The 21,980-nt window shown below is 41.5% G+C and carries 22 protein-coding genes; 12 read left to right on the forward strand and 10 right to left on the reverse strand.

Annotated features, from left to right (window positions below; all coding sequences use genetic code 11):
* The first annotated feature begins 546 nt into the window (after positions 1-546).
* Entirely contained in the window at positions 547-1,095 is a 549-nt protein-coding gene (locus J0X14_RS17935) for a hypothetical protein (RefSeq protein WP_207099203.1), read from the forward strand.
* Positions 1,096-1,254: 159 nt separating this feature from the next.
* A complete protein-coding gene (locus J0X14_RS17940) occupies positions 1,255-2,451 on the forward strand; it encodes an ankyrin repeat domain-containing protein (protein ID WP_207099204.1) in 1,197 nt (398 codons plus the stop codon).
* A gap of 13 nt (positions 2,452-2,464) precedes the next feature.
* Here J0X14_RS17940 and J0X14_RS17945 read toward each other — a convergent pair whose 3' ends face one another.
* A complete protein-coding gene (locus tag J0X14_RS17945; RefSeq protein WP_207099205.1) occupies positions 2,465-3,976 on the reverse strand; it encodes a PorP/SprF family type IX secretion system membrane protein in 1,512 nt (503 codons plus the stop codon).
* 148 nt (positions 3,977-4,124) lie between these two features.
* Here J0X14_RS17945 and J0X14_RS17950 point away from each other — a divergent pair, with 148 nt between their 5' ends.
* The gene (locus J0X14_RS17950; RefSeq protein ID WP_317194465.1) at positions 4,125-4,571 is read left to right on the forward strand and encodes a histidine phosphatase family protein; all 447 of its coding nucleotides are present in this window, start codon (positions 4,125-4,127) and stop codon (positions 4,569-4,571) included.
* Here the strand turns inward: J0X14_RS17950 and J0X14_RS17955 are convergent.
* Positions 4,568-5,311 carry a DUF6503 family protein gene (locus J0X14_RS17955; protein ID WP_207099207.1) on the reverse strand — a complete coding sequence of 248 codons (744 nt, stop codon included), beginning with the start codon at positions 5,309-5,311 and terminating at the stop codon, positions 4,568-4,570. The two genes, J0X14_RS17950 and J0X14_RS17955, sit on opposite strands and share 4 nt — an antisense overlap.
* A gap of 80 nt (positions 5,312-5,391) precedes the next feature.
* Here J0X14_RS17955 and smpB point away from each other — a divergent pair, with 80 nt between their 5' ends.
* Entirely contained in the window at positions 5,392-5,853 is a 462-nt protein-coding gene (smpB, locus tag J0X14_RS17960) for an SsrA-binding protein SmpB (RefSeq protein ID WP_207099208.1), read from the forward strand.
* Here smpB and J0X14_RS17965 read toward each other — a convergent pair.
* Positions 5,850-6,491 carry a protein-L-isoaspartate(D-aspartate) O-methyltransferase gene (locus J0X14_RS17965; protein WP_207099209.1) on the reverse strand — a complete coding sequence of 214 codons (642 nt, stop codon included), beginning with the start codon at positions 6,489-6,491 and terminating at the stop codon, positions 5,850-5,852. The genes smpB and J0X14_RS17965 overlap by 4 nt on opposite strands.
* Positions 6,492-6,604: 113 nt before the next feature.
* On the opposite strand from J0X14_RS17965, the gene J0X14_RS17970 reads away from it, so the two are divergent.
* From J0X14_RS17970 to J0X14_RS18005, 8 genes are all read left to right on the forward strand, one after another.
* Positions 6,605-7,570, forward strand: coding sequence for a Gfo/Idh/MocA family protein (locus J0X14_RS17970; protein ID WP_207099210.1), 966 nt, complete (start codon positions 6,605-6,607; stop codon positions 7,568-7,570).
* An 84-nt stretch (positions 7,571-7,654) separates the two neighbouring features.
* Positions 7,655-8,542 (forward strand): 3-hydroxyacyl-CoA dehydrogenase family protein, encoded by an 888-nt coding sequence (locus J0X14_RS17975; protein WP_207099211.1) that lies wholly within the window; start codon positions 7,655-7,657, stop codon positions 8,540-8,542.
* A 6-nt stretch (positions 8,543-8,548) separates the two neighbouring features.
* Positions 8,549-9,784, forward strand: coding sequence for a DUF1015 domain-containing protein (locus tag J0X14_RS17980; protein WP_207099212.1), 1,236 nt, complete (start codon positions 8,549-8,551; stop codon positions 9,782-9,784).
* A gap of 6 nt (positions 9,785-9,790) precedes the next feature.
* Positions 9,791-10,450 (forward strand): YggS family pyridoxal phosphate-dependent enzyme, encoded by a 660-nt coding sequence (locus tag J0X14_RS17985; protein ID WP_207099213.1) that lies wholly within the window; start codon positions 9,791-9,793, stop codon positions 10,448-10,450.
* An 18-nt stretch (positions 10,451-10,468) separates the two neighbouring features.
* Positions 10,469-11,806 (forward strand): exonuclease domain-containing protein, encoded by a 1,338-nt coding sequence (locus J0X14_RS17990; RefSeq protein ID WP_207099214.1) that lies wholly within the window; start codon positions 10,469-10,471, stop codon positions 11,804-11,806.
* Positions 11,803-12,645: an ion transporter gene (locus J0X14_RS17995; RefSeq protein ID WP_207099215.1), complete on the forward strand. Its 843-nt coding sequence runs from the start codon at positions 11,803-11,805 to the stop codon at positions 12,643-12,645. The genes J0X14_RS17990 and J0X14_RS17995 overlap by 4 nt, the downstream gene beginning before the upstream one ends.
* Complete coding sequence (gene miaA, locus J0X14_RS18000; protein ID WP_207099216.1) at positions 12,642-13,571, forward strand: tRNA (adenosine(37)-N6)-dimethylallyltransferase MiaA; 930 nt, start codon at positions 12,642-12,644, stop codon at positions 13,569-13,571. The genes J0X14_RS17995 and miaA overlap by 4 nt, the downstream gene beginning before the upstream one ends.
* Complete coding sequence (locus J0X14_RS18005) at positions 13,558-14,052, forward strand: gluconokinase (RefSeq protein ID WP_207099217.1); 495 nt, start codon at positions 13,558-13,560, stop codon at positions 14,050-14,052. Before miaA ends, J0X14_RS18005 begins: the two co-directional genes overlap by 14 nt.
* Before the next feature lie 54 nt (positions 14,053-14,106).
* Here the strand turns inward: J0X14_RS18005 and J0X14_RS18010 are convergent, their stop codons facing one another.
* The 7 genes from J0X14_RS18010 to recN all read right to left on the reverse strand — a co-directional run bounded on the left by J0X14_RS18010 (position 14,107) and on the right by recN (position 21,740).
* Positions 14,107-14,820, reverse strand: a complete 714-nt coding sequence (locus J0X14_RS18010; RefSeq protein ID WP_036385407.1) for a response regulator transcription factor — start codon at positions 14,818-14,820, stop codon at positions 14,107-14,109.
* Positions 14,821-14,828: 8 nt separating this feature from the next.
* Positions 14,829-16,412 carry a sensor histidine kinase gene (locus J0X14_RS18015; protein ID WP_207099218.1) on the reverse strand — a complete coding sequence of 528 codons (1,584 nt, stop codon included), beginning with the start codon at positions 16,410-16,412 and terminating at the stop codon, positions 14,829-14,831.
* A gap of 64 nt (positions 16,413-16,476) precedes the next feature.
* The gene (gene coaE / locus J0X14_RS18020; RefSeq protein WP_207099219.1) at positions 16,477-17,073 is read right to left on the reverse strand and encodes a dephospho-CoA kinase; all 597 of its coding nucleotides are present in this window, start codon (positions 17,071-17,073) and stop codon (positions 16,477-16,479) included.
* Positions 17,070-18,026, reverse strand: a complete 957-nt coding sequence (locus J0X14_RS19230) for a YbbR-like domain-containing protein (protein ID WP_207099220.1) — start codon at positions 18,024-18,026, stop codon at positions 17,070-17,072. The genes coaE and J0X14_RS19230 overlap by 4 nt, the downstream gene beginning before the upstream one ends.
* A gap of 2 nt (positions 18,027-18,028) precedes the next feature.
* Positions 18,029-19,036, reverse strand: coding sequence for a glycosyltransferase (locus J0X14_RS18030; protein ID WP_207099221.1), 1,008 nt, complete (start codon positions 19,034-19,036; stop codon positions 18,029-18,031).
* A gap of 150 nt (positions 19,037-19,186) precedes the next feature.
* Positions 19,187-19,999, reverse strand: a complete 813-nt coding sequence (locus J0X14_RS18035) for an enoyl-ACP reductase (RefSeq protein ID WP_207099222.1) — start codon at positions 19,997-19,999, stop codon at positions 19,187-19,189.
* Positions 20,000-20,087: 88 nt separating this feature from the next.
* Entirely contained in the window at positions 20,088-21,740 is a 1,653-nt protein-coding gene (recN, locus tag J0X14_RS18040) for a DNA repair protein RecN (RefSeq protein ID WP_207099223.1), read from the reverse strand.
* Between the last annotated feature and the right edge of the window lie 240 nt (positions 21,741-21,980).

Genomic DNA, 21,980 nt, shown 5'->3' on the forward strand with positions numbered 1-21,980 from the left:
AAAATTATTCGGCTTTCATTTTTCCTCACTCCTAGGAAAATTAAGGTCATGTCTCAATTTTAAAGAGCCATTGCCATGAGCACCATGACCTGCGACCGAAAGTACATCATCAACACCATTACCTATTTAGAGCATTTGGTACAACGGGAAATCAAAAAATAGTCTATCTCCCTATTGTTCCGAGAAATAAAAATTTCCATCAACCCAAAACGGGTATCCGTAAACTCTCCTCGTTGATTCCTATCACAATCACTTATTTTAATTCCTCAAAATACGTATTGGCAAATTGGTCGAACAAATTTTGAAGCTACTGTAGAAAACAGTCTACAACTGGTGAAACCAATTGATGTCAACAAGAATATCCATTAGGTCATGAATCCAATTTCTGAAGAAAGTGCCTTTATATTACAGTTGATAGCGAATGTTACATCAATATCCCTTATTGTACTATTACCTACTGTACTGATAAGACAGGCTATTGTACATAACTGGATTCCTTGGCCAAAAAATTTTGTTGCCCACCCATGGACAAGTAGTTTCTTACTCATGTTACTTATACATTCCATTTGGATAGGGGCCATATTTATTCAGCAGAAATCCATTGAAGGGCGTTTGGGAAAAACTTTCATCGCAGAGAAAAAATATGTAACAGGGTATTATAGATCCTCAGAATACCATTATTCAGGACAAAAAATGGATTTTGACACATATATAAATCTCAATGAGGAAGAAACCGAAAGTTATATAAAAATCCCTAGAACCCCACCAATAAATACTGAGCTGACTGAAGGCCAATATGAAGTGAATTATTCCATTCACTTTCACAAAGGATGGGTCACCAATATAAATGGGCTCAAAATTGAGATAAGGAATAGAAGTGACGATACCATATTGGCTCAATTCGTAGAATCAGAAATTAAATTCAATACTAGCATTATTTGGCTTTTCGTTTTTCCTTCTTTCTTTGAACCGTTTAAGTCATGGTTCTATAATGTAGAACCTGAAAGTCAAACTATTGCAATTGACAAAAACGGAACCCACGTACAGGTCAGTAGGGACAATTTTGAAGAGGTTGTATTTGGGTTTGATGAATAACAAAAATCGTGTCCATCAATCCATAACTGACATTCATAAATTCTTTGGATTCCGTAATCGCTCTATTCTCTTAATTTCCATTTGCCATCATTAGAGACAAAATCGTAGCAAAAATGAATCAGCACCCCATTTTCCTGACAACCCTAAAAACAAGATTCAATGAAAGATTTATATAAAAAAAGTGAAGAACTCATAAATGCCATCTACGATGGTGATTTGGTGAAAGTGCGAGGGTTTGCAGAAAAAGGAGTTCCACTTAATGCAGAATATGGCAGAAAAACTATAGATATTCCAGGAGAAAGCGTCGCAGGTATACCCTATAAAACACCTCTGGGCACCGCTTGTAGTCAAGGACATCTGGAAATAGTGAAATATTTGCTGGGTAAAGGGGCTAAAGTAGATATCCAGAATTACCTTACGCGGACTCCATTTCTTGAAGCCGTAGAAGCTTGCCAAAAAGGCATTGGGTCTTTTAATGCTATAAAAGAACTCGTTGCCGCCGGAGCCGACGCCCATTTTGCAAGCCCATGGGGCAATGCTATCCATTATGCTATCGGAACTGGTCCAGAAGCCTTTGAAATGCTCAAATATTTGCTTGAACTGGGGATTGACCCCCATGTAAAGGATAAAAAATCCCATTCTGTATTGAGGAAAAAATTCTTTTACCTAACAGAATTAATAAGAGATAATAGTAAGATTGGGGAAATGCTCTTAGAACAGTTAAAGTTGTTACGACTTTATTGGAACAACGAAGATGCCGAAATGAAAAAGCTTTGGAGAGAATGTTTGGAAGCCTTAGAAGCAAATGAAGCTAAAAAATTGAAATGGGAGAGCATCTTTCAAAATGAAGATTGGGTGAGCCAAGTATCTAAAAAAATTGAGAGCAATGCATTAAAAAGCCTCAAAAACCTAAAATTTTTTGAAGAAATAACCCGATACTTCCTCAACAGACCTGAGGTAATCGCACATCCTGATTGGGGCAAACTGATCCAAAAAATTTCGGATATGGGCCCCTCTTCCATTGACTTGATTGAACAAAAAACTGGAAAAAAGACCACAGTTTTCAGTCGAACTTGGTACCGCAGCGATATTCTGGACGAGATAACCGAGAAACATCTATTTACCGCAGATTTTTGTCTAGAGGTGCTAAACCATGAGAAAGCATTGGAACGTGACGACTTTCTGGAAATCTTCACTTATGTTCTTAAAGAAGCATCCCTTAAATATGGATATGCAAAATATGTGTATAGGGAAAACTTTATGAAGGACTTTTTTGACACCGATTTTGTAAAAAACCACAAACACTACAACGAACTACAGAGAATAGTAGCCGAATGCAATCAAGAACCATCTTGAATCTTGTTGTGTATCATTTCCCCCTCACCCTAAAAATCCAGATTTTGTCCATGTACTTACCATTAAACTGGCTATCTCTGGCCCTTCTGGCCTCTTCCATGGTGTTGTAGCGCTCTAAATAGACGTAGTTATATTTGTTTATGCTTCGGTAGAACGATTTTGGATCTAGACCTTTCTGTTTCAGGGTTAGCATAAAACTTTCATAGTATTTTTTCGTTCCAAAAACATTGGTAATAAGATAAAACCCGGGTTCCAAGCCATCCTCGCTGGCGACTTCCTCATATCTTTCATTGGGCAGTAGTTCCACCTCTTGCTGTTGGATAGCAGCAATACTGTCCTGTTTCCTTTGTTCCAATACCTGTGCTAAACTGTCTTGTTCTTGCTGTTTACGGGCTTGGGCAATGCTATCTTGCTGTTCTTCCAATCTTGAAGCTTCCAATTCAGCTTGGGCAATGGAGTCACGAACCCGCTGTTCCTCCGTAAGTTGTTGTCGTCGCAACTGTTCGACTTCTTGGGCTTCTTGTTCCTTGAGCCGTTGCAATCTTGCCTCTTCTGCCATCCGCTCTTGTGCCAGCGCATCATCTTTTTCCACATCAAAGCCAATTACGTTTTTCCGGTTATCCGTTTTACCAAATTGATAGGAAGCAATCAACTCAAAAGTTGACTCATCATCACTCAACTCGGAATCTCCGCCAAATTCCATTAACCCTCCAATGGAAAACACATGGGCAAAAGTCACCCCAACTCCCCCTGAAACCCCATAAAAACTATTATAGCCGCCTTGGGCCCAAAATTTGGGGGTTGAAAGAAGGGTGTTAAGTCCGAATTGGGTATCTGCATTGGGAACCGACTTTACATAGACCATCGGTCTTACAAAACTATCCCCCCAAGCGGGAAACAATTCCACATTAAAATCATTACTCAAAATTCCGGTCACTATTTGAAAACCTTCTGGACCGTTCCCGCTATCCGAAAGGTTGAACCCAAAGCCATTTTCAAAAGCTAGACCAACGCTGAATTGGTTGACATTCAATCGAACTGCTGGAGAAAATTGCAGCATAAAATCTTTGCTGCTTTCCAATTCGGGCAAATCCAAATCCGGGTCTGGCACAAAACGGTCATCCGCCAAACTATTTTGAAAGGCAAAAAGGTTGATTCCGGCCAGAAGTTCAACCCCATCATCCAATGGAAAGGTGTGTACATAGTTGAAATTCGCACCTACATTTAAAAAAACACCGGTATTATGCTGAAGAAATCCCAAGGCCACAGTTGATGTAGTATTGATTTGATGGGAATAGTTGGCGAAAATGGTGGTGGGATCACCATCAACAGACTGCCACTGCCAACGAGTCCAAATGGAAAACGAATTGGGGTTGTTCCAGTCCGAAGTATAAGTAGCATTCAACAAATTGGCGTTGAATTGGGTAAGGTTATGTTGACGAAAATCCGTAGGTAGCCCAACCTCTTGTGACCACCCAACCACAAACATCAATCCCATTAGAGAACAAACCAAAAATCGAAGCATACAGGAAATTAGAAAATTAAACGTTACTTTTAAAACGAATACGATAAACTAAGGGAAACTTTAGACCAATACTATGCGAATAACCAAACTCTTAATTGTATTAGCAATATTTGTTGGATGTATCAGCTGCAAAAAAGATACAAAAATTGTGGAAGAACCGGTGGTTTCCACCTACTATTTTATCAGACATGCCGAAAAGGATAGAACCGACCCAGACAACCCTGATCCCGAGTTAAATCAAGATGGGCTGAACAGGGCCATCCGTTGGGCGGAGGTCTTTGACCCTATTGCCCTTGATGTTATATATTCCACTAATTATGAGCGCACCTCCATGACGGCTGCTCCTACCTCGGTAAAAAAGAATATTGATGTGAAGTATTATGACCCCAGCACTATTGATGTTGAACAATTTAAAATTGAAAATCAGGGACTGAACGTTCTAGTTGTCGGGCACAGCAACACCACTCCAGATTTTGTGAACAAGGTCATTAACATTGAAAAATACAATGCCATGGATGATGATGACAACAGTAGCTTGTTCATCGTGAGAATCATTGATGGTGTTCCGACGGACATCCGCCTTAAAATGGATTAATCCGCCTCCACTTTAATATCGGTAAGTTCTATTTTGGATAGTAACTCCAGTTCCCCTGTGTTGAATAATTGTCCTATTTCCAAAATTTCCGACTCTTCGTTTTTTGGCTTGTAATTTTCATAATCCACAAATCGGATTCCATTCACATACCTTTCGTTATAGGCTTTTCTAAAACGTTGCCCCCCGCCATTGGTATGAAAGCTATACGCTAGATACTCCGGTTTTAACATCTCCACATCAAACCAATAGACATAAATGTCATCATAGTCGTCCCCGCCACCACTTTGGTCAAAGGTCACTTTGATTTTGTAATGTTCTTTACCCTCGATGGTTTCTTTTCCCAAAAGCTGCTTATTTACTGCAGCATCGTTTAATCCGTAGGGAAGTCGCGCAAAATAATGCACGGAATTCACGGAATTGGCATACCTGCCGGCAATGGAGTCTGAAACAGCAACCAAAGAATCATTCATAAAACGCTGAAATTCATTTCCTGTTTTCACATCGGTAATGGTAACAGAATCCATCTGAAAAATGCGTTTCAACACTTTGGTGTTTCCATCATTTTCAGAAATATACCTTCTGTCGCGAAATTCAAAGGAGGTTGAATGGTTTTCGTACAAAACACCCCCGCTATCGGCAATGGATTTATCCACAATTTCCTGTGCTGTCAGTGGAGTCTTTGGTTTTTCTTTACAGGCAAAAGACAAAAGCAAGATGAGGGGAACTAAGATTTTCTTCATGGGTTTGGTTTTATGAATAATCGTAAAATCTCCAATAACATTACAATTTTCTTGGGAAAGAGTTTATATTTTTGCCCTCAATGCAGAAAAACATCAACATAAAAAACCGAAGGGCTCGATTCGATTATGAGATTTTGGACACCTATACCGCAGGAATTGTGCTGGGGGGTACCGAAATTAAATCGCTTCGTTTGGGAAAAGCTTCCATATCCCAAAGTTTTTGTGAGTTCAATGACAAAGGTGAACTTTTTGTCATCAACATGCAGATTGATGAGTACAGTTACGGTGGGCACTACAACCATAAACCCAAAGCGGAACGAAAACTGCTCCTAAACCGTAGGGAGTTGAAAAAGCTTCAAAAAGAAGTTACAACCTCAGGAAACACCATAATCCCCCTGAATCTGTTTATCAATGACCGTGGATTGGCCAAAATGAATATTGGATTGGCAAAGGGTAAAAAATTGTACGATAAACGGGATACCATTAAGGACCGCGACAGCAAACGCAATTTGGACCGTATCAAAAAAAGTTTCAACAACTAGTTTTTATCTTCAAGTAGCGGAACAAAACGAAACGCCCCCAATTCCTTTTTTTCAAACTCTTTTTCAGATTTGCGCACAAAAAGTGTCATCACCTGTTCGTTTTCACCTACTGGAATCACAAGCCTACCCCCTACTTTAAGCTGCGACATCAAGGCTTTAGGAACCTCAGGAGCACCAGCCGTCACAATAACACCATCAAAGGGAGCTTCTTCCGGCAAACCTTTGTATCCATCACCGAAAATGAGTTTCTTGGGTCGGTAGTGCATTTTATTGAAGAACAATCTGGTCTTTTTAAAAAGTTCCAATTGTCGTTCGATTGTGTAGACCTTGGCTTTTAAATGCAACAAAACTGCGGTTTGGTAGCCACTCCCGGTCCCGATTTCCAAAATTTTGTCATTGGGCTTTACTTGCAACAATTCGGTTTGAAACGCAACGGTATACGGTTGCGAAATAGTCTGCTCCGCACTAATGGGAAAAGCTTTGTCTTGATAAGCATGATCTTCAAAACTACTGTCCAAAAACAAATGCCGAGGTATGGTCCGTATGGCGTTGAGCACCCGTTTGTCCTGTATTCCCTTGGCTTCCAACAATTCTGCCAATTGGTTGCGCATTCCTTTATGCTTGTGCGTATCTTTCATGGTTTTGGTCTGGTACACGAATTTAAAAAGTTCTTTAAAAACTTTACGGACAGTTCGCAGCTTATTTTTATGAAGAATGCCTCCATATCCGTATTTTTGAAAAAAACAGAGATATGCTTAAAGTTGGTGTCCTGGGCGCAGGACATTTGGGGAAAATTCACCTACGGCTCCTGAACCAATCGGAACACTACGAACTCGTTGGTTTTTATGACCCTGATGAAATCAATGCCAAAAAAGTAGCAGCCGAATTTGGCTACACCTATTTTGAAAACATCAACACCTTAATGGATGCTGTGGATGTGGTAGATATTGTGACTCCTACCCTTTCGCATTTTGACTGTGCCAAGAAAGCCATTGAAAAAGGAAAGCATATTTTTATTGAAAAGCCCATCACCAATACCTTTGAGGAGGCCCAAGAACTTCTTGCGCTTTCAAAAAAGCATGGTGTAAAAGGGCAAGTAGGGCATGTAGAGCGTTTTAATCCCGCTTTTTTGGCCGTAAAGGACAAGATTGAAAACCCCATGTTCATTGAAACCCATCGTTTGGCCGAATTCAACCCGAGGGGCACCGATGTTCCCGTAGTGCTGGATTTGATGATTCACGATATTGATGCCATCCTGAGCGTAGTTCATTCTGAGGTAAAACAAATCAATGCCAGTGGTGTTTCCGTTATCAGTAATTCGCCTGACATTGCCAATGCCCGGGTGGAATTTGAAAATGGGTGTGTTGCCAATCTTACCGCAAGTCGGATTTCATTGAAAAACATGCGGAAGTCGCGTTTTTTCCAAAAAGATGCTTATATCTCGGTGGACTTTTTGGAAAAGAAAGTTGAAGTGGTAAAAATGAAGGATGCCCCGGAACAACCTGGAGATTTTGATATGATTCTGCAAAATGCTGAAGGGGAGAAAAAGCAGATTTACTTTGAAAATCCTGAAATTGAGATCAACAACGCCATTCTAGATGAGTTGGAAACCTTTGCAGATGCCATCAACAACAATACAAGCCCTGTAGTGACTTTGGAACAGGGCACAAAAGCATTACAGGTAGCGCTTCAGATTATAGAATCGTTTAAGAAATAGCGTATTTCCGTCCGAGCTGTCATCTTGAGCGTGTCACATCGAGCGCAGTCGAGATGCAGTCGAGACGACAAAATTCAACATACCATGAAAAAAATAGCAGTTATCGGTGCGGGAACCATGGGCAATGGAATCGCTCACGTTTTTGCACAAAACGGATTTCAAGTCCACTTGATAGATATTTCCCAAGCTTCTTTGGACAAAGGCTTGGCCACCATTACCAAAAATTTAGACCGAATGATGACCAAGGAGGTCATTGACCAAGCTAAAAAGGATGCTACACTGGCCAATATCTCCACTTTTACAAACGTAAAGGAAGGGGTTTCCCAAGTGGATTTAGTAGTTGAGGCTGCCACAGAAAATTTGGACATCAAACTTCAAATTTTCAAGGATTTGGACGAAGTCTGTCCGGCTAATACCATTTTGGCCACCAATACCTCCTCCATTTCCATCACCCAGATTGCGGCAGCGACCCAACGGCCCGATAAGGTCATTGGCATGCACTTTATGAACCCCGTTCCCATTATGAAATTGGTGGAAATCATACGTGGATACAGCACTTCGGATGAAGTGACCCAGACCATCATGGAACTTTCTGAAAAATTGGGTAAAACCCCAACCGAAGTCAATGATTATCCCGGTTTTGTAGCCAATCGAATTTTGATGCCCATGATCAATGAGGCCATTGAGACTCTGTATAACGGAGTGGCGGGCGTACAGGAAATCGATACCGTGATGAAATTGGGGATGGCGCATCCCATGGGTCCCTTACAATTGGCGGATTTCATTGGGTTGGATGTGTGCCTGTCCATCTTAAATGTGATGTATAACGGATTCAAAAATCCAAAGTACGCTCCCTGCCCTTTGTTGGTGAACATGGTCATGGCTGGAAAACTGGGTGTGAAATCGGGAGAAGGATTTTATGACTATTCGGAATCCCGAAAGGCAGAGCACGTCTCTTCGCAATTCAAATAAAACCCAATGGCCCTCGTAAAACCGTTTAAGGCAATTCGCCCCACAAGAGACAAGGTTTCCTTTGTGGCATCGCGTTCGTATGAGGAGTATTCAGATGAGGAAATTAAAGCAGTGCTCCAATACAATCCATTTTCCTTTTTACACATCATCAATCCAGGGTTCAAATTCCATAAAAACATCACTGGGAAAGAGCGATTTCATTTAGTACATAATCGGTATTTGGAGTTTTTGGAGGAAAACACCCTGCAAAAGGATGAGGAAGCCAGCTTTTATCTGTATCAAATTGAAAAAGGTGATTTTAAGAGCCTTGGTTTTTTTTGTGCCTGTAGTGTTGAAGATTATCGAAATAATGTCATCAAAAAACATGAGGATACCATAAAGCACCGGGAAGAATTGTTTGCAGATTACTTGCACACTGTAGGATTCAATGCCGAACCGGTTTTGATGACCTATGCGGATGATGAAACGGTTTGGGACGTGTTTCAGGAAGAGATTCAACGAAAACCAGTGTATGATTTCACCACCACGGACCGCTTTAATCACAGTCTTTGGAAGATTTCCAACGAAAAGGCCATCGCAAAACTAGAAACCGCTTTTACCCAAATGGATGCACTCTATATTGCCGATGGTCATCACCGAAGTGCTTCGAGCAATCTGTTGGCCCGACAAATGGAGTCGGAAAATAAGAACCATACCGGGAGTGAGGCCTACAACTATTTCATGGCCTATCTCATACCCGAATCCCAGATTCGGATTTACGAATTCAATCGCATGGTCAAAGATTTAAATGGGTATTCCAAAGAAGAGTTTCTGATTCAACTTGACGAACATTTCAGGATTGAAAAACAGGAAGAAGGCCCGTTTAGACCTACCAAAAAGCATCAATTCAGCATGTATTTGGAAGGAGAATTCTATTCACTGTACCTTAGAAAAACCAATTACACCTTTACCGACGCCCTAAGCCGATTGGATACCCAAATCCTCTACAAGACCATTTTGGAGCCTGTTTTGGAAATAACCGACCTCAGAAATGACAAACGAATTGCCTATGGATATGGAAAAAACAACCTTATCCAAATGAAGGACAGTGTGGACAATGGCAAATTTGCGGTAGGATTTAGTCTGTTGCCCACCACCATACAAGAAATTAAGGCCATAGCTGATGCCGGTTTGGTAATGCCCCCCAAAAGCACGTATATTGAACCTAAATTGCGCAGCGGACTGGCGATTTATGAACTTTGAAAGTCTATGTCAATACAAGATAATCTTACATCCATTAAAAAGGAATTGCCCAGTGGGGTAACCTTGGTAGCCGTGTCTAAAACCAAGCCCAACGAAGACATTTTGGAGGCCTACAATGCTGGACATTGGGTTTTTGGAGAGAACAAGGTGCAGGAAATGGTTGCAAAATGGGAAGACCTGCCCAAGGACATTGAATGGCACATGATCGGGCATGTCCAGCGCAATAAGGTCAAGTATATGGCCAAGTTTGTTTCTTTGATTCATGGGGTGGATAGCCTCAAGTTGCTCAAAGAGATTGACAAACAGGCCGCAAAGCATAATCGAATTATCCCTTGTTTACTGCAAATGCACATCGCTGAAGAGGACACCAAATTTGGTCTGGATGATTCGGAATTGTCAACTCTTCTTCAATCCGAGGAATTCAAGGCCTTAAAAAACGTAAAAATTGTAGGACTGATGGGGATGGCCACCTTCACTCAGAATGAAAATCAGGTTCGGAAGGAGTTTGCCCATCTTAAATCCATTTTTGACAAGCTCCAACAAGAAATGCCTGAAATCTCCATCCTTTCCATGGGCATGAGCGGAGACTATGCCCTGGCCATTAGCGAAGGGAGTACCATGGTGCGCATAGGAAGTAGTATATTTGGGGTGCGAAACTATCAGTAAAACCGATTCAAATTTTTCATGTACGCCATACTGGATATAGAAAGTACCGGAGGAAAATACAATGAAGAAGGCATTATGGAAATTGCCATTCATCGGTTTGATGGTCGTAAAGTAGTAGACAAATTTATCTGCTTGATCAACCCAGAGCGGGAAATCCAGCCATTTGTTGCCAAACTTACTGGAATCAACAATAAAATGCTTCGTTCCGCCCCTAAGTTCCACGAAGTGGCCAAGCGCATTGTGGAAATCACCGAAGGAGCCACCTTGGTGGCACATAATGCCCAGTTTGATTATCGCATCCTTCGCACCGAATTTAGACGATTGGGCTATGACTTTCAACGAAAAACCCTGTGTACGGTCGACCTATCCAAACAAATGTTGCCTGATGCAGAATCGCATAGCCTAGGGAAATTGGCACGCTCGCTGGGTATTCCGATGAGTGATAGGCACCGAGCTAATGGCGATGCTATTGCCACGCTAAAACTGTTTAAATTGTTATTGGACAAGGACACCGATAAAAGTATTATCAAAAATGTGGTTCGGGAAGAGACCCACGGCGAACTCTCCCCCACCCAATTGGATATGGTTTTTAGTCTTCCATCGGAAACCGGGGTGTATTACATGCATGACAAGGATGGAGAAATCATCTTTTTGGGAAAGACCAAGAACATCAAGAAAAGGGTGAACCAACATTTTACCAATGTGGGGAACTTGGCCCGAAAACTTCAAAAAGAGACCAAGAAAGTCACTTTTGAAGAAACGGGGAGTGAATTGGTGGCATTGCTCAAGGAATACCGAGAGTTACGAAAGACCAAACCCAAGCACAACAGTATTGCCCGAAAAAAATTGTTTTCACATATCATCAATTTTGAGCAAAATGGCGAGGCCCATATTATTTTAGATATTGAAAGCAGTAAATCCAAGGTCCATCAAAAAATTGGATTCAATGGCACCCCCTCTGCTAAACACTTTTTGACCAAAATCAGTTCTGAATTTGATATATGCCCATGCTCACTGGCCTCCAATACAAATTGTATCGGGAGCAATGAAGAAAATGGTGCATTAGATTGCAATCAAAAGGTATTATCCGCTTTTGATAAGTACAGCATCCATGGAAAGGACTTCGCACTTCTAGATCAGGGGAGGGAAACCGGTGAACGAAGTTTTATTCTTATCAAACAAGGTAAACTTCAAGGTTTTGGGTTCGTGGAACTCAATCATCAAATCAATAATATTCATATCTTGGAATCGATAATGACAGTAATACCCAGTGATGAAAACACCACGTTTATCATTGAGTCCTATCTCAGAAAAAATAACCGACTCAAAGTTATTCCACTAAATACTGCTCCTTGACGGAAAAAAAGGCACATTCTGGATGGAAACACAAACTTCATGAAATCATTTATGAGGCCGATACTCCTGCGGGAAAGTTTTTTGACCTTGTCCTTTTTGTATTGATTATCCTGAGTGTAATCTTGGTCATGCTCGAGAGTGTAGATCACATTGATGCTGAGCATCATAGAATTTTACTGACACTAGAGTGGATTATTACCATTTTCTTTTCTTTGGAATATATTGCCCGTATCATCAGTATAAAAAAACCATGGAAATACATCTTTAGCTTCTATGGCATTATAGATTTTGTTTCCACCATTCCATTATACCTTTCCTATATCCTTGCTGGGTCGCAAGTACTTTTGGCGGTAAGGGCGTTTCGTTTGTTGCGGGTGTTCCGGATATTGAAACTGGTGAAGTTCATCGGCGAAGCATCACAGTTGCAATCTGCATTACGGGCGAGTCGGACCAAAATTGCTGTATTTATTTATGTGGTGTTGATTCTATCTGTGATTTTGGGCACCTTGATGTATCTCATTGAAGGGGATGAAGCTGGATTTACAAGCATTCCCAGAAGTATTTATTGGACCATTGTTACCCTGACCACGGTTGGCTATGGTGATATTGCCCCCCAAACGCCTCTAGGACAGTTTTTGGCCACAGTGATCATGATACTGGGGTATGGCATCATCGCCGTTCCCACGGGTATTGTTACCGCCGAATTTTCTCGGAGCAAAAAAAGTGGAGAAGATATTGGCCCTACAGTCCATATAAACACCCAAGCCTGCCCCAGCTGTTCTGCTGAAGGGCATCGGGATAATGCAACCCACTGTTATAATTGTGGTCATTTATTATGAGCAATAAGGTACTGATAGCCGTGGTAGGACCGACCGCCATCGGAAAAACAGCTTTGGGGATTCTTTTGGCGCAACATTTTGATACGGAAATCATTTCTGCGGATTCCCGACAGTTTTTTAAGGAAATGAAAATTGGTACAGCAGTCCCTTCGGATGAAGAGCTAGAAGCCGTTCAACATCATTTCATTCAGCATAAAAGCATTTTTGACCCCTATTCCGTTGGTGATTTTGAAAAGGAAGCGTTGGCCTTGTTGGACAGCCTGTTCCAAGAAAAAGACATTGTGGTCATGGTGGGTGGCAGTGGCCTTTATGTGGATGCCGTAATACATGGTCTGGATGAGTTTCCAGAAGTCGACCCCAAACTCCGGGAATCCTTAAATCAGGAATTGCAAGAAAAAGGACTGGAGCACCTTCAAAAAGAACTCAAATCCAGAGATCCCGAATATTACAAAAGGGTAGATTTGGACAATCCTCATCGACTCATTAGAGCTCTTGAGGTTTCCATTGCTGCAAACAGACCCTATTCCTCATTTTTGTCACAGAACAGGCCTAAACGCCCCTTTAAACATCTCTATGTTGGGCTTGAGGCACCCCGGGAAGTCATCTACGAGCGTATCAATACCCGAGTGGACCAGATGATGGAACTAGGATTGTTGGAAGAGGTTAGAGCATTGCATCCCCATAAACATTTGAATGCACTGCAAACAGTTGGTTACAAAGAACTTTTTGAATATCTTAACGGGCATTGTTCATTGGAGGTTGCTGTTTCGGAAATCAAAAAAAATACTAGGCGTTTTGCCAAGCGACAATTGACCTGGTTACGAAAAAACGACAACATTCTTTGGGTGGACCATAAAACCAATACTGAACAGATTTTGAAAAAACTAAACGAACAACTTAAAGCCTTGAACCATGCCCAACGGTAAAAAAGTCTTGGTGGTCATGGGGGTAAGCGGTACGGGTAAAACCACCGTGGGGAAACTTCTTGCGAACACATTAAAGTACCCCTTCTTTGATGGGGATGATTTTCATCCCAAGGAGAATGTTGAAAAAATGAAAGCAGGCCAACCTCTTACTGACGAAGACCGGAAAGAATGGTTGCTCCGTCTGAACCAGGTAGCCCGAGAACATAGGCATACGGGTGCCGTGATTTGTTGTTCGGCCCTACGGAAAAACTATCGGAGCCTATTACGGGCCGGTGTAGGAACCTGCATGGAATTTATTTACCTCAATGGTTCTTTTGAATTGATAAAATCGCGCTTGGAAGCCCGTAAAGACCACTTTATGCCCATTGAGCTGCTTAAATCCCAATTTGAAACCTTGGAGCCGCCTACTAGGGCCATTTCGGTTTCCATCAGCAAAAAGCCTGACCAAATTATTGAAGAAATTGTTGGGCAGATAAAATAAGAGATAAAAAAAAGCCACCTCATGGGTGGCTTTATGTTTTTATTGGGATAAGTTTTATTGATTTTCAGCTTTGACCACCAATCTAAACCCTTCTCCGTGAATGTTTAGGATTTCCACCAAGTCATCCCGTTTGAGGTATTTTCTCAACTTGGCAATGTAAACGTCCATACTTCGGGAAGTGAAATAGTTGTCATCCCTCCAGATTTTGGTCAATGCCAATTCACGGGGCATTAAATCATTTTCATGCAAGGCCAATAAACGCAATAGTTCATTTTCCTTGGGTGATAGTTTAATGGGTTCCTCTTCTTTATATTTTAGGAAACGAAGCTTTGAGTTTAAGTGGAAATTTCCGATTTCGAACTCAAATTGCTTACTATCTGCCAATGTGCTGGATGCCTTTCGTTGAAGAATGGCTTTAAGTTTCATTAGAAGTACTTCCGAATCAAAGGGCTTGTTCAAATAATCATCGGCCCCGGCCTTATATCCTTTAAGTACATCTTCTTTCATGGTCTTGGCAGTAAGGAAAATAATCGGAACGTTTTCGTTCTTTTCACGGATTTCCTTGGCCAAGGTAAATCCATCCTTATAGGGCATCATAACGTCCAAGATACAAACGTCATAATTGTCCTTTTTGAACTTTTCAAAACCTTCCATACCATTTTTGGCCAGAACCACATCAAAGTCGTTCATGGTCAAATAATCCTTTAGGACAATCCCAAAATTTGGGTCATCCTCCACCAATAATATCTTCTTTTTTTCTGTTTCCATAGTTTGTTTTAAATTAAAGGGAGTTTAATGTAGAAAGTGCTTCCTTTTCCTTTTTCACTTTCGGCATAAACTTCGCCTTGATGATCGTCTATAATTCGTTTTACGTAGGCCAACCCTAATCCATGGCCTTTTACGTTGTGTATGTCACCTGTATGCTCCCTATAGAACTTCTCAAACACCTTCTTTAGGACAACCTTGCTCATTCCGGCTCCATGGTCCTGTATTTTAATGATGATGTTATTCTTCACCACTTCGGTGTATACATCTATCTTGGGAGACTCAGGAGAGTATTTTACCGCATTGTCCAAAATGTTTACAATTACGTTAGTCATGTGCATATCGTTGGCCAAGACTTCTGATCGTTCCGCATCCAAGTGCTCATTGACATAACCGCCGCGATCCTGTACAATTAGTTCAATATGGGCGGTGGCATCACCTATAATGTCATGCATATCTACCCTGTCCTTGGTAATATCCAGCTGATTCTTTTCCAGTTTTGAGATACGGAGCACATTTTCCACTTGGGCATGCATTCGCTTGTTCTCATCCCTGATCATTCCCAAATACCGCAGTACTTTTTCCTTATCTTCAATGGCTTTTGGATTCCGTATCGCTTCAACAGCCAGATTGATGGTGGCAATGGGCGTTTTGAACTCATGGGTCATGTTGTTGATAAAGTCCGACTTTATCTCAGATATCTGCTTTTGTTTTATCAATTGGTAGATGGCACTCGAATAAGCTATCATAATGACCAATGTAAACACCAACGACAGCAACGCCATCCCCATAATGGATCTAAACAGGAACTTTTTCATACTGGGAAAAGTCAACAACAATGAAAAAGTACTATCTCCTTCGCTGTCTTTAAATATGGGAGCCTTATACATTTTCGTACCCGAAAACTTGAATTTTTTGGATCTTACCTTGGTTGGATAACCTTGGCTATACACCCCATATTCATAGTCCGTATCAATGTTCCGGTTTTTCAACTCCTGACTGAGCAACAACTCCAATTCTTGGTTGGACACCCGTTTATGAATGGGCCTGGTCTTGGCGTATTCCATGAATACGTCTTCCCATTGAGCCCTTTCCATACTTGATAGTCCACCTATCTTTTCGGCCCTTTGGATGGGTGTTAGGCTATAACTTTTGCCGTCTATTCCCGTTTCTTCCTTATAAATGGCCTTGGTACGTTTACTGGTGTAGTTCTTAAACGTAGTGGTATCCTCTCCTATTTCTATGTTATCAAAGAACGTAGATGTTATATTGTAATCTTCTTCCAGAATTCCGTGGGAGTAAAAAAGAATCTCATCGGAGTTTAAATCCCGGTCGACAAACAAAAAATTTCTGAACTGCGTACTTTTGGGCTGACCAATACTATCTACAAGCGAAGCCAAACGATCGGAATACTCCTTCATCTCTCTCTTCTCTACCCTGCTCGCCACCTTGTCCAATATGTCTGTGACCGTCCTTGAGAACTGTTCTTCTTTGTCGTTTATGGATGTCCTGATCCAATAAACCTGCACGAAGATTATCCCTGTAAGGGATAAACTCATTAAAATGACCAGAAGAACGAATAGCTTCTTGTTCATTGAATCAAAATTAAAAATTTAACATTTAGGCGTTTTACCGTTTAACCTAACCTTAACAAAAATGTTAAAATTTTGAAGCGGATAAGGCTACTAGCTCAGTGTGAAGGTCTTTTATCTTTTGCTTGGTGGTTTCCAAATCAACGTTCTCAATGCAGAAATTGGCTAGTTGTATTTTCTTGTTGTCCTCCATCTGGTTTTGCATACGTTCAACAACCTGCTGCTCGTCCACACCATCCCTATCCATGACACGCTGCAACCGGATTTCTTTTGGAGCTGTTACCAGAATGGTATAATCGTATTTGTCCTGCACTCCATTTTCAAAAATCAGGGCGGTTTCCTGTATTACATAAGGTACGACTTTTTTCTGGGCCCATTCCAGAAAATGTTCCCTTACCGCCGGGTGGACTATTGCATTCAACTGTTGTAGCAATTCAGGGTCTTTGAACACTTTTTTAGCGATGAAAGTCCTATCCAAAACAGCATCGCTGTAGGCCTTCTTCCCCAATAATTCAATGATTGCCTCTTTCACTTCCGTTGAGGAAACCATCAATTTTTTGGCTTCTTCATCCGAATCGTACACCGGAACCCCAAGCTCCCTGAACATTTTGGCGACTGTGCTTTTGCCGCTTCCTATCCCTCCTGTTAAACCAACTATTTTCATTGCTGTTCCAATACAAAGTTAACGGTCTTCTCTGAGAGGCGTACATCATATACATTTTCCGGTTTCCTGGTTATGGTCAAGAGTAGGGTGTTATTATTGGTGCCGCTTAACTGTGCATAATCCGCTTCAACCTCAAAATCTGATGAGGATATACTCTTTAATCGTTCCACGGTGGCCTTGCAAAGCACGGTGACAGCATTGGGAAAGGTCTTCACCTGATATCCTTCGGGGGAATTGACCACTGTAATAGACGTTTCAAAAACCTTTTCGGAAAATTTGACCACCTTGCCCGAGACATTTACTCTTTTCACAGAAAAAATACTGTTGTCCAACCCTTTAGGGAAAACCAAAGCCACATCCCTTGAAAAATCCGCAGCTAAATTGGTAAGCTGTAGCGGTTCTGTGAGAATTTCAGTAAGGGTATCAATCTCACTTTCCGGCCCCTTTACCATAACGTGGTCCGGGGTGATTTGTGGTACTCCATCCATGATAAAGTTTTGTTGGAACTGTAAACCAAGATTCGCCCTAATCGGTATTTCCTTTGATGCCACTTGGTACAGGTCAACCACCAGTCTATTCCGATCCAAGTCCAACAATGAAATATTTTGTGAGAGTTGCACATCTATTTGTTTACGCAGTGCAGCATCGGTCAATATATATTGCCCATTCTGATATTCCACTTGTGAGACATCGACATCAACCCTCTTTTTAAAAAAATTGTAGAACAAAAACTGAAACCCACTGGTTCGTAATTTGGTCTCGATAACATTTTCCGAGTTCTTCCCTAGCAAAAGGGAATCGGGGAGATTTCTATAGTTCAAGGTTAAATTGGCCCTGGATTCATACGTTTCTGAGAGATTGCTTAAAAACCACGCCAAAAAAGAGCATACCAAGAACAGTGAAAATACCTTCACTTTCTTTTGGTTGAGGCCCTGCAGTACTTTTTTGAACACGTTTAGCTCCGTTTAAAAAACAGTTTTGGGAATAGTTCTTCTGGCTCCCTGTTACTAAAGTTAAGCAAGATCGTAGACTTCAGAAAACCAATCCCATACCCTGTAAACTGTGTAAGGGCCGCAAAAATTGCCAACAAGGCGACTTTTATGCCTCCGTTCTTAAACCAAGCATCTAAAAACAACACCAAAAAATAGGTTGTATACAACCATAAGGGTAAGGGAATCCCAGCAAAAGCAAGAATTATGGACAAACACAACCCTAGCATAAAAAGTGAGGGAAACCAGTATGTAGGACGAGCCGTGCCTGGGTGCCATTGGTTTAAAATGGGACGCACCATCCCAAATTTATTCACCTGAACGTAGAATTTGTTCCAGTCAATACGTCTTTTGTGATAAACGAATGCCTTTGGAAATAAACGGGTTTCAAAACCGGCTTTCCAGATTCGAAAAGTCAAATCTGGATCTTCCCCAGGGTGGATTCGACCAAACCCCCCTACTTTTTCAAAGGCCTCTTTGGAAATTCCCATATTAAAACTCCTCGGTTGGAATTTTCCAACGGATTTCTCACTTCCTCTGATACCTCCTGTAGTAAAAAAAGAAGTCATGACGTAGTTTATGGCCTTTTGAACATCGGAAAATGAAGCATCAGCAGCATCCGGACCACCAAAACAATGCACAAATTCCCGTTTCAGCTCCTTGTCAACTTCTGCGAGATATTGCTTGGGCAAAATGCAGTCGGAGTCCAAAATAATGAAATAATTGCCTTTGGCCTTTTGCATCCCATAGTTTCGGGAATCACCGGGCCCTGAATTTTCTTTGTAGTAATAGGAAAGTTGGAGCTTATCCTGAAACGTTTGTACAATGTCCTCCGAACTTTCAGAAGAACCGTCCTCTACAATAACCACTTCAAAAGAATCTTCAAAATCCTGCCGCACCAAACTCTCCAATAGCTCCCGGACCTCTTCAGGTCTGTTATAAACAGGAACTACTATGGAAAAGGATGTGTTCATTGAAAATAAGATGGGAGAATTGTTGAACTTAAACAAGTGTCACATCGAGCGCAGTCGAGATGTGTTTATATATTATACCATCAAGGCGTTCTCGACTGCGCTCGAACTGACATTCCAACTTTAAACTGCTCTTCTGTAAAGTTGTTTTGCTTATTCACTAAACTCATCGATTACCTCCTGACTTACCCCAGTGTTGGAAAATCCACCATCATGGAACAGATTCTGCATCGTGACTTTCTTCGTAAGGTCAGAAAATAAGGTTACGGTATAATCTGCACATTCATCCGCCGTGGCATTGCCCAATGGTGACATTTTTTCGGCATAGTTGATGAACCCTCCAAATCCTTTCACACCTTGACCTGCTGTTGTTGGCGTTGGAGATTGTGAAATGGTGTTCACTCGAACTTTTTTCTCTTTTCCAAAGAAATAGCCAAAACTCCGGGCTACAGATTCCAAATAGGCTTTGTTGTCAGCCATATCATTGTAATCTGGGAAGGTTCGCTGTGCGGCCATATAGGTAAGGGCCACAATGCTCCCCCATGGGTTCATGGCATCGGCTTTATATAGGCTCTGCAATACTTTATGGAACGAAAGCGCTGAAACATCCCATCCTTTTGCGGTGAAATCGTAATTCTCATCCGTATAGTGCTTTCCTTTTCTAACATTTACGGACATCCCAATGGAATGCAATACAAAGTCCAGCTTCCCACCCAAAATTTCCATGGATTTCTCAACCAGATTTTTCAGTTCCTCCTCATTTGTGGCATCGGCAGGAATGATTTCGGAGTTGGTCTTTGCGGCCAAATCCTTTATTTGACCCATTCGCATGGCTATGGGCGCATTGGTCAAAACAAACTGCCCACCTTCCTCATGCACTCGCTCTGCGGTTTTCCATGCAATGGAATTTTCATCCAAAGCTCCAAAAATGATTCCTTTTTTACCTTTTAAAAGATTGTATGCCATAGTTTTTTTGCTATTGTTGGTTTAACTGCAAAGATATTTATTCTATTTTGAAGTTTCACGCTTTTTCCCTGAATGTAGATGACGGTCTTTACTGTAACAACTGTCTAGCATGGGCCAACGCGGACTCTGATACCGATTTTCCTCCCAACATTTCCGCCAATTCCTGCACACGTTCATCGCTGGTGAGCTGTTTCATTCGGGTGCTGGTTCCCTCCGCTCCTTCTTCTTTGAAAACTTTAAATTGATGCCGGCCTTTGGAAGCCACTTGGGGCAAATGGGTAATGGAGAACACCTGCATGGTCTGGCTCATCTGCTGCATGATCTCGCCCATACGGTTGGAAATTTCTCCGGAAACCCCTGTATCAATTTCATCGAACATCATTGTAGGTAGGTGCTCATATACGGCTAAAATGGATTTAATGGTCAGCATGATACGGGAAAGTTCCCCTCCCGAAGCTACCTTTTTCAATTCGCCATAACTTGACCCTTTATTGGCCGAAAACAAGAATACCAAATCATCCTTTCCATTGGGCTTGAACGATTCCGAAGGGTTTACTTCTATTTTAAAACTTGCAGACGGCATTCCCAGTGCATACAGATTTTCCTGAAGCATGCTTTTTAGTTTGGGGATCACCTTGTTTCTGGCGTTTCTTATTTTTTTGGCTTGCTCCTCTGCCTGTTCAGCAAGTTGGTCAACTTCCCGCTTCTTTTCTGCAATTTTTGATTCGATGTTGGCCACAGCTTCCACTTTTTGGGACAGCTCTTCCCTGATGTTGATCAGTTCGCCAACTGTTGCCACATGGTGCTTCTTTTGCAGATCGTACAATTGCTGCAATTGACCGTTCACGGTTTCCAATCGCTCTGGGTTGGCTTCAACCGAATCCTTTAACTGCTCCAATTCCGAAGCAATATCATCTGTTTCAATCAATACGGACTGAATTCTTTCATTGAGGGAAGCATACGCTGGACCATAGTCGACCAAGGTTTGAAAAGCCCGTTTTAAATCGCCTAAGCGACCTAAAATGCCCAGTTGTTCGTCATTCAGTAATTGGAATCCAGCAGAGAGCTGCTCCATAATTTCCTCCACATTGCTCAACTGCTCATATTCGGCTTCCAACTCTTCCTGCATCCCTTCCTTGAGCTTGGCATCTTCCAGTTCCTTCAATAAAAAACTGTTATAGTCGTGCTCCTTATCGGCATTGGATTGGAAATCTTCCAGTTCCTGCAACTCTTTTGAAGCTTTCCTATAACGGTTCAAATAGGTTTTATACGTCTTTAGGTTATCCGAATTGTCAGCCAAAGCGTCCACTACCTTTAACTGAAAATCATTCTCTGTAAGCCGAAGGGTCTGATGTTGGGAATGTACATCCACCAATTGGTCGCCCAAGGCCTTGAGCACATCCAAAGTAACCGGGGTATCATTGACAAAAGCACGGGATTTTCCGCTGGGCAAAATTTCCCGTCGCAAAATGGTTCTGTCCTCATAATCCAAATCATTTTCCGCGAAAAAGGATTGTAAGTCGTATTTAGAAATATCGAACTCCGCTTCAATTACACATTTCTGCTCCGCATTTTTAAGGGAGGTTAAATCTGCCCGTTTGCCCAACACTAGCGAAAGACCGCCCAAAAGAATGGATTTTCCAGCGCCCGTCTCCCCCGTAATGGTGGTAAAACCATTGGAAAACGTAACGTTTACGTCATCAATTAAGGCATAGTTTTGAATGGAAAGATTTGACAGCAATGCTAATGATTTTCTCTGTAAAGATAAATGTTCTTATTATTTGTACAGCGTCTTATTAAACGTAATAAATCTAGTCAGTCATTATACAAATGTTTGATTCTTTTTATTTAAAAGTTGTGTAGCCTTACCCCTTTTAGGACATCGCTAAATTCATAAAATTATCATTAATGTCGTCTGTTTCGGGGAAGAATTCTTCCCCGAAACGGTTCTTGTATTCCCTTGGTGGCATATCGCCGATGG

It is taken from the genome of Allomuricauda sp. CAU 1633, assembly GCF_017313225.1.
In the GTDB taxonomy this organism is placed as follows: Bacteria; Bacteroidota; Bacteroidia; order Flavobacteriales; family Flavobacteriaceae; genus Flagellimonas.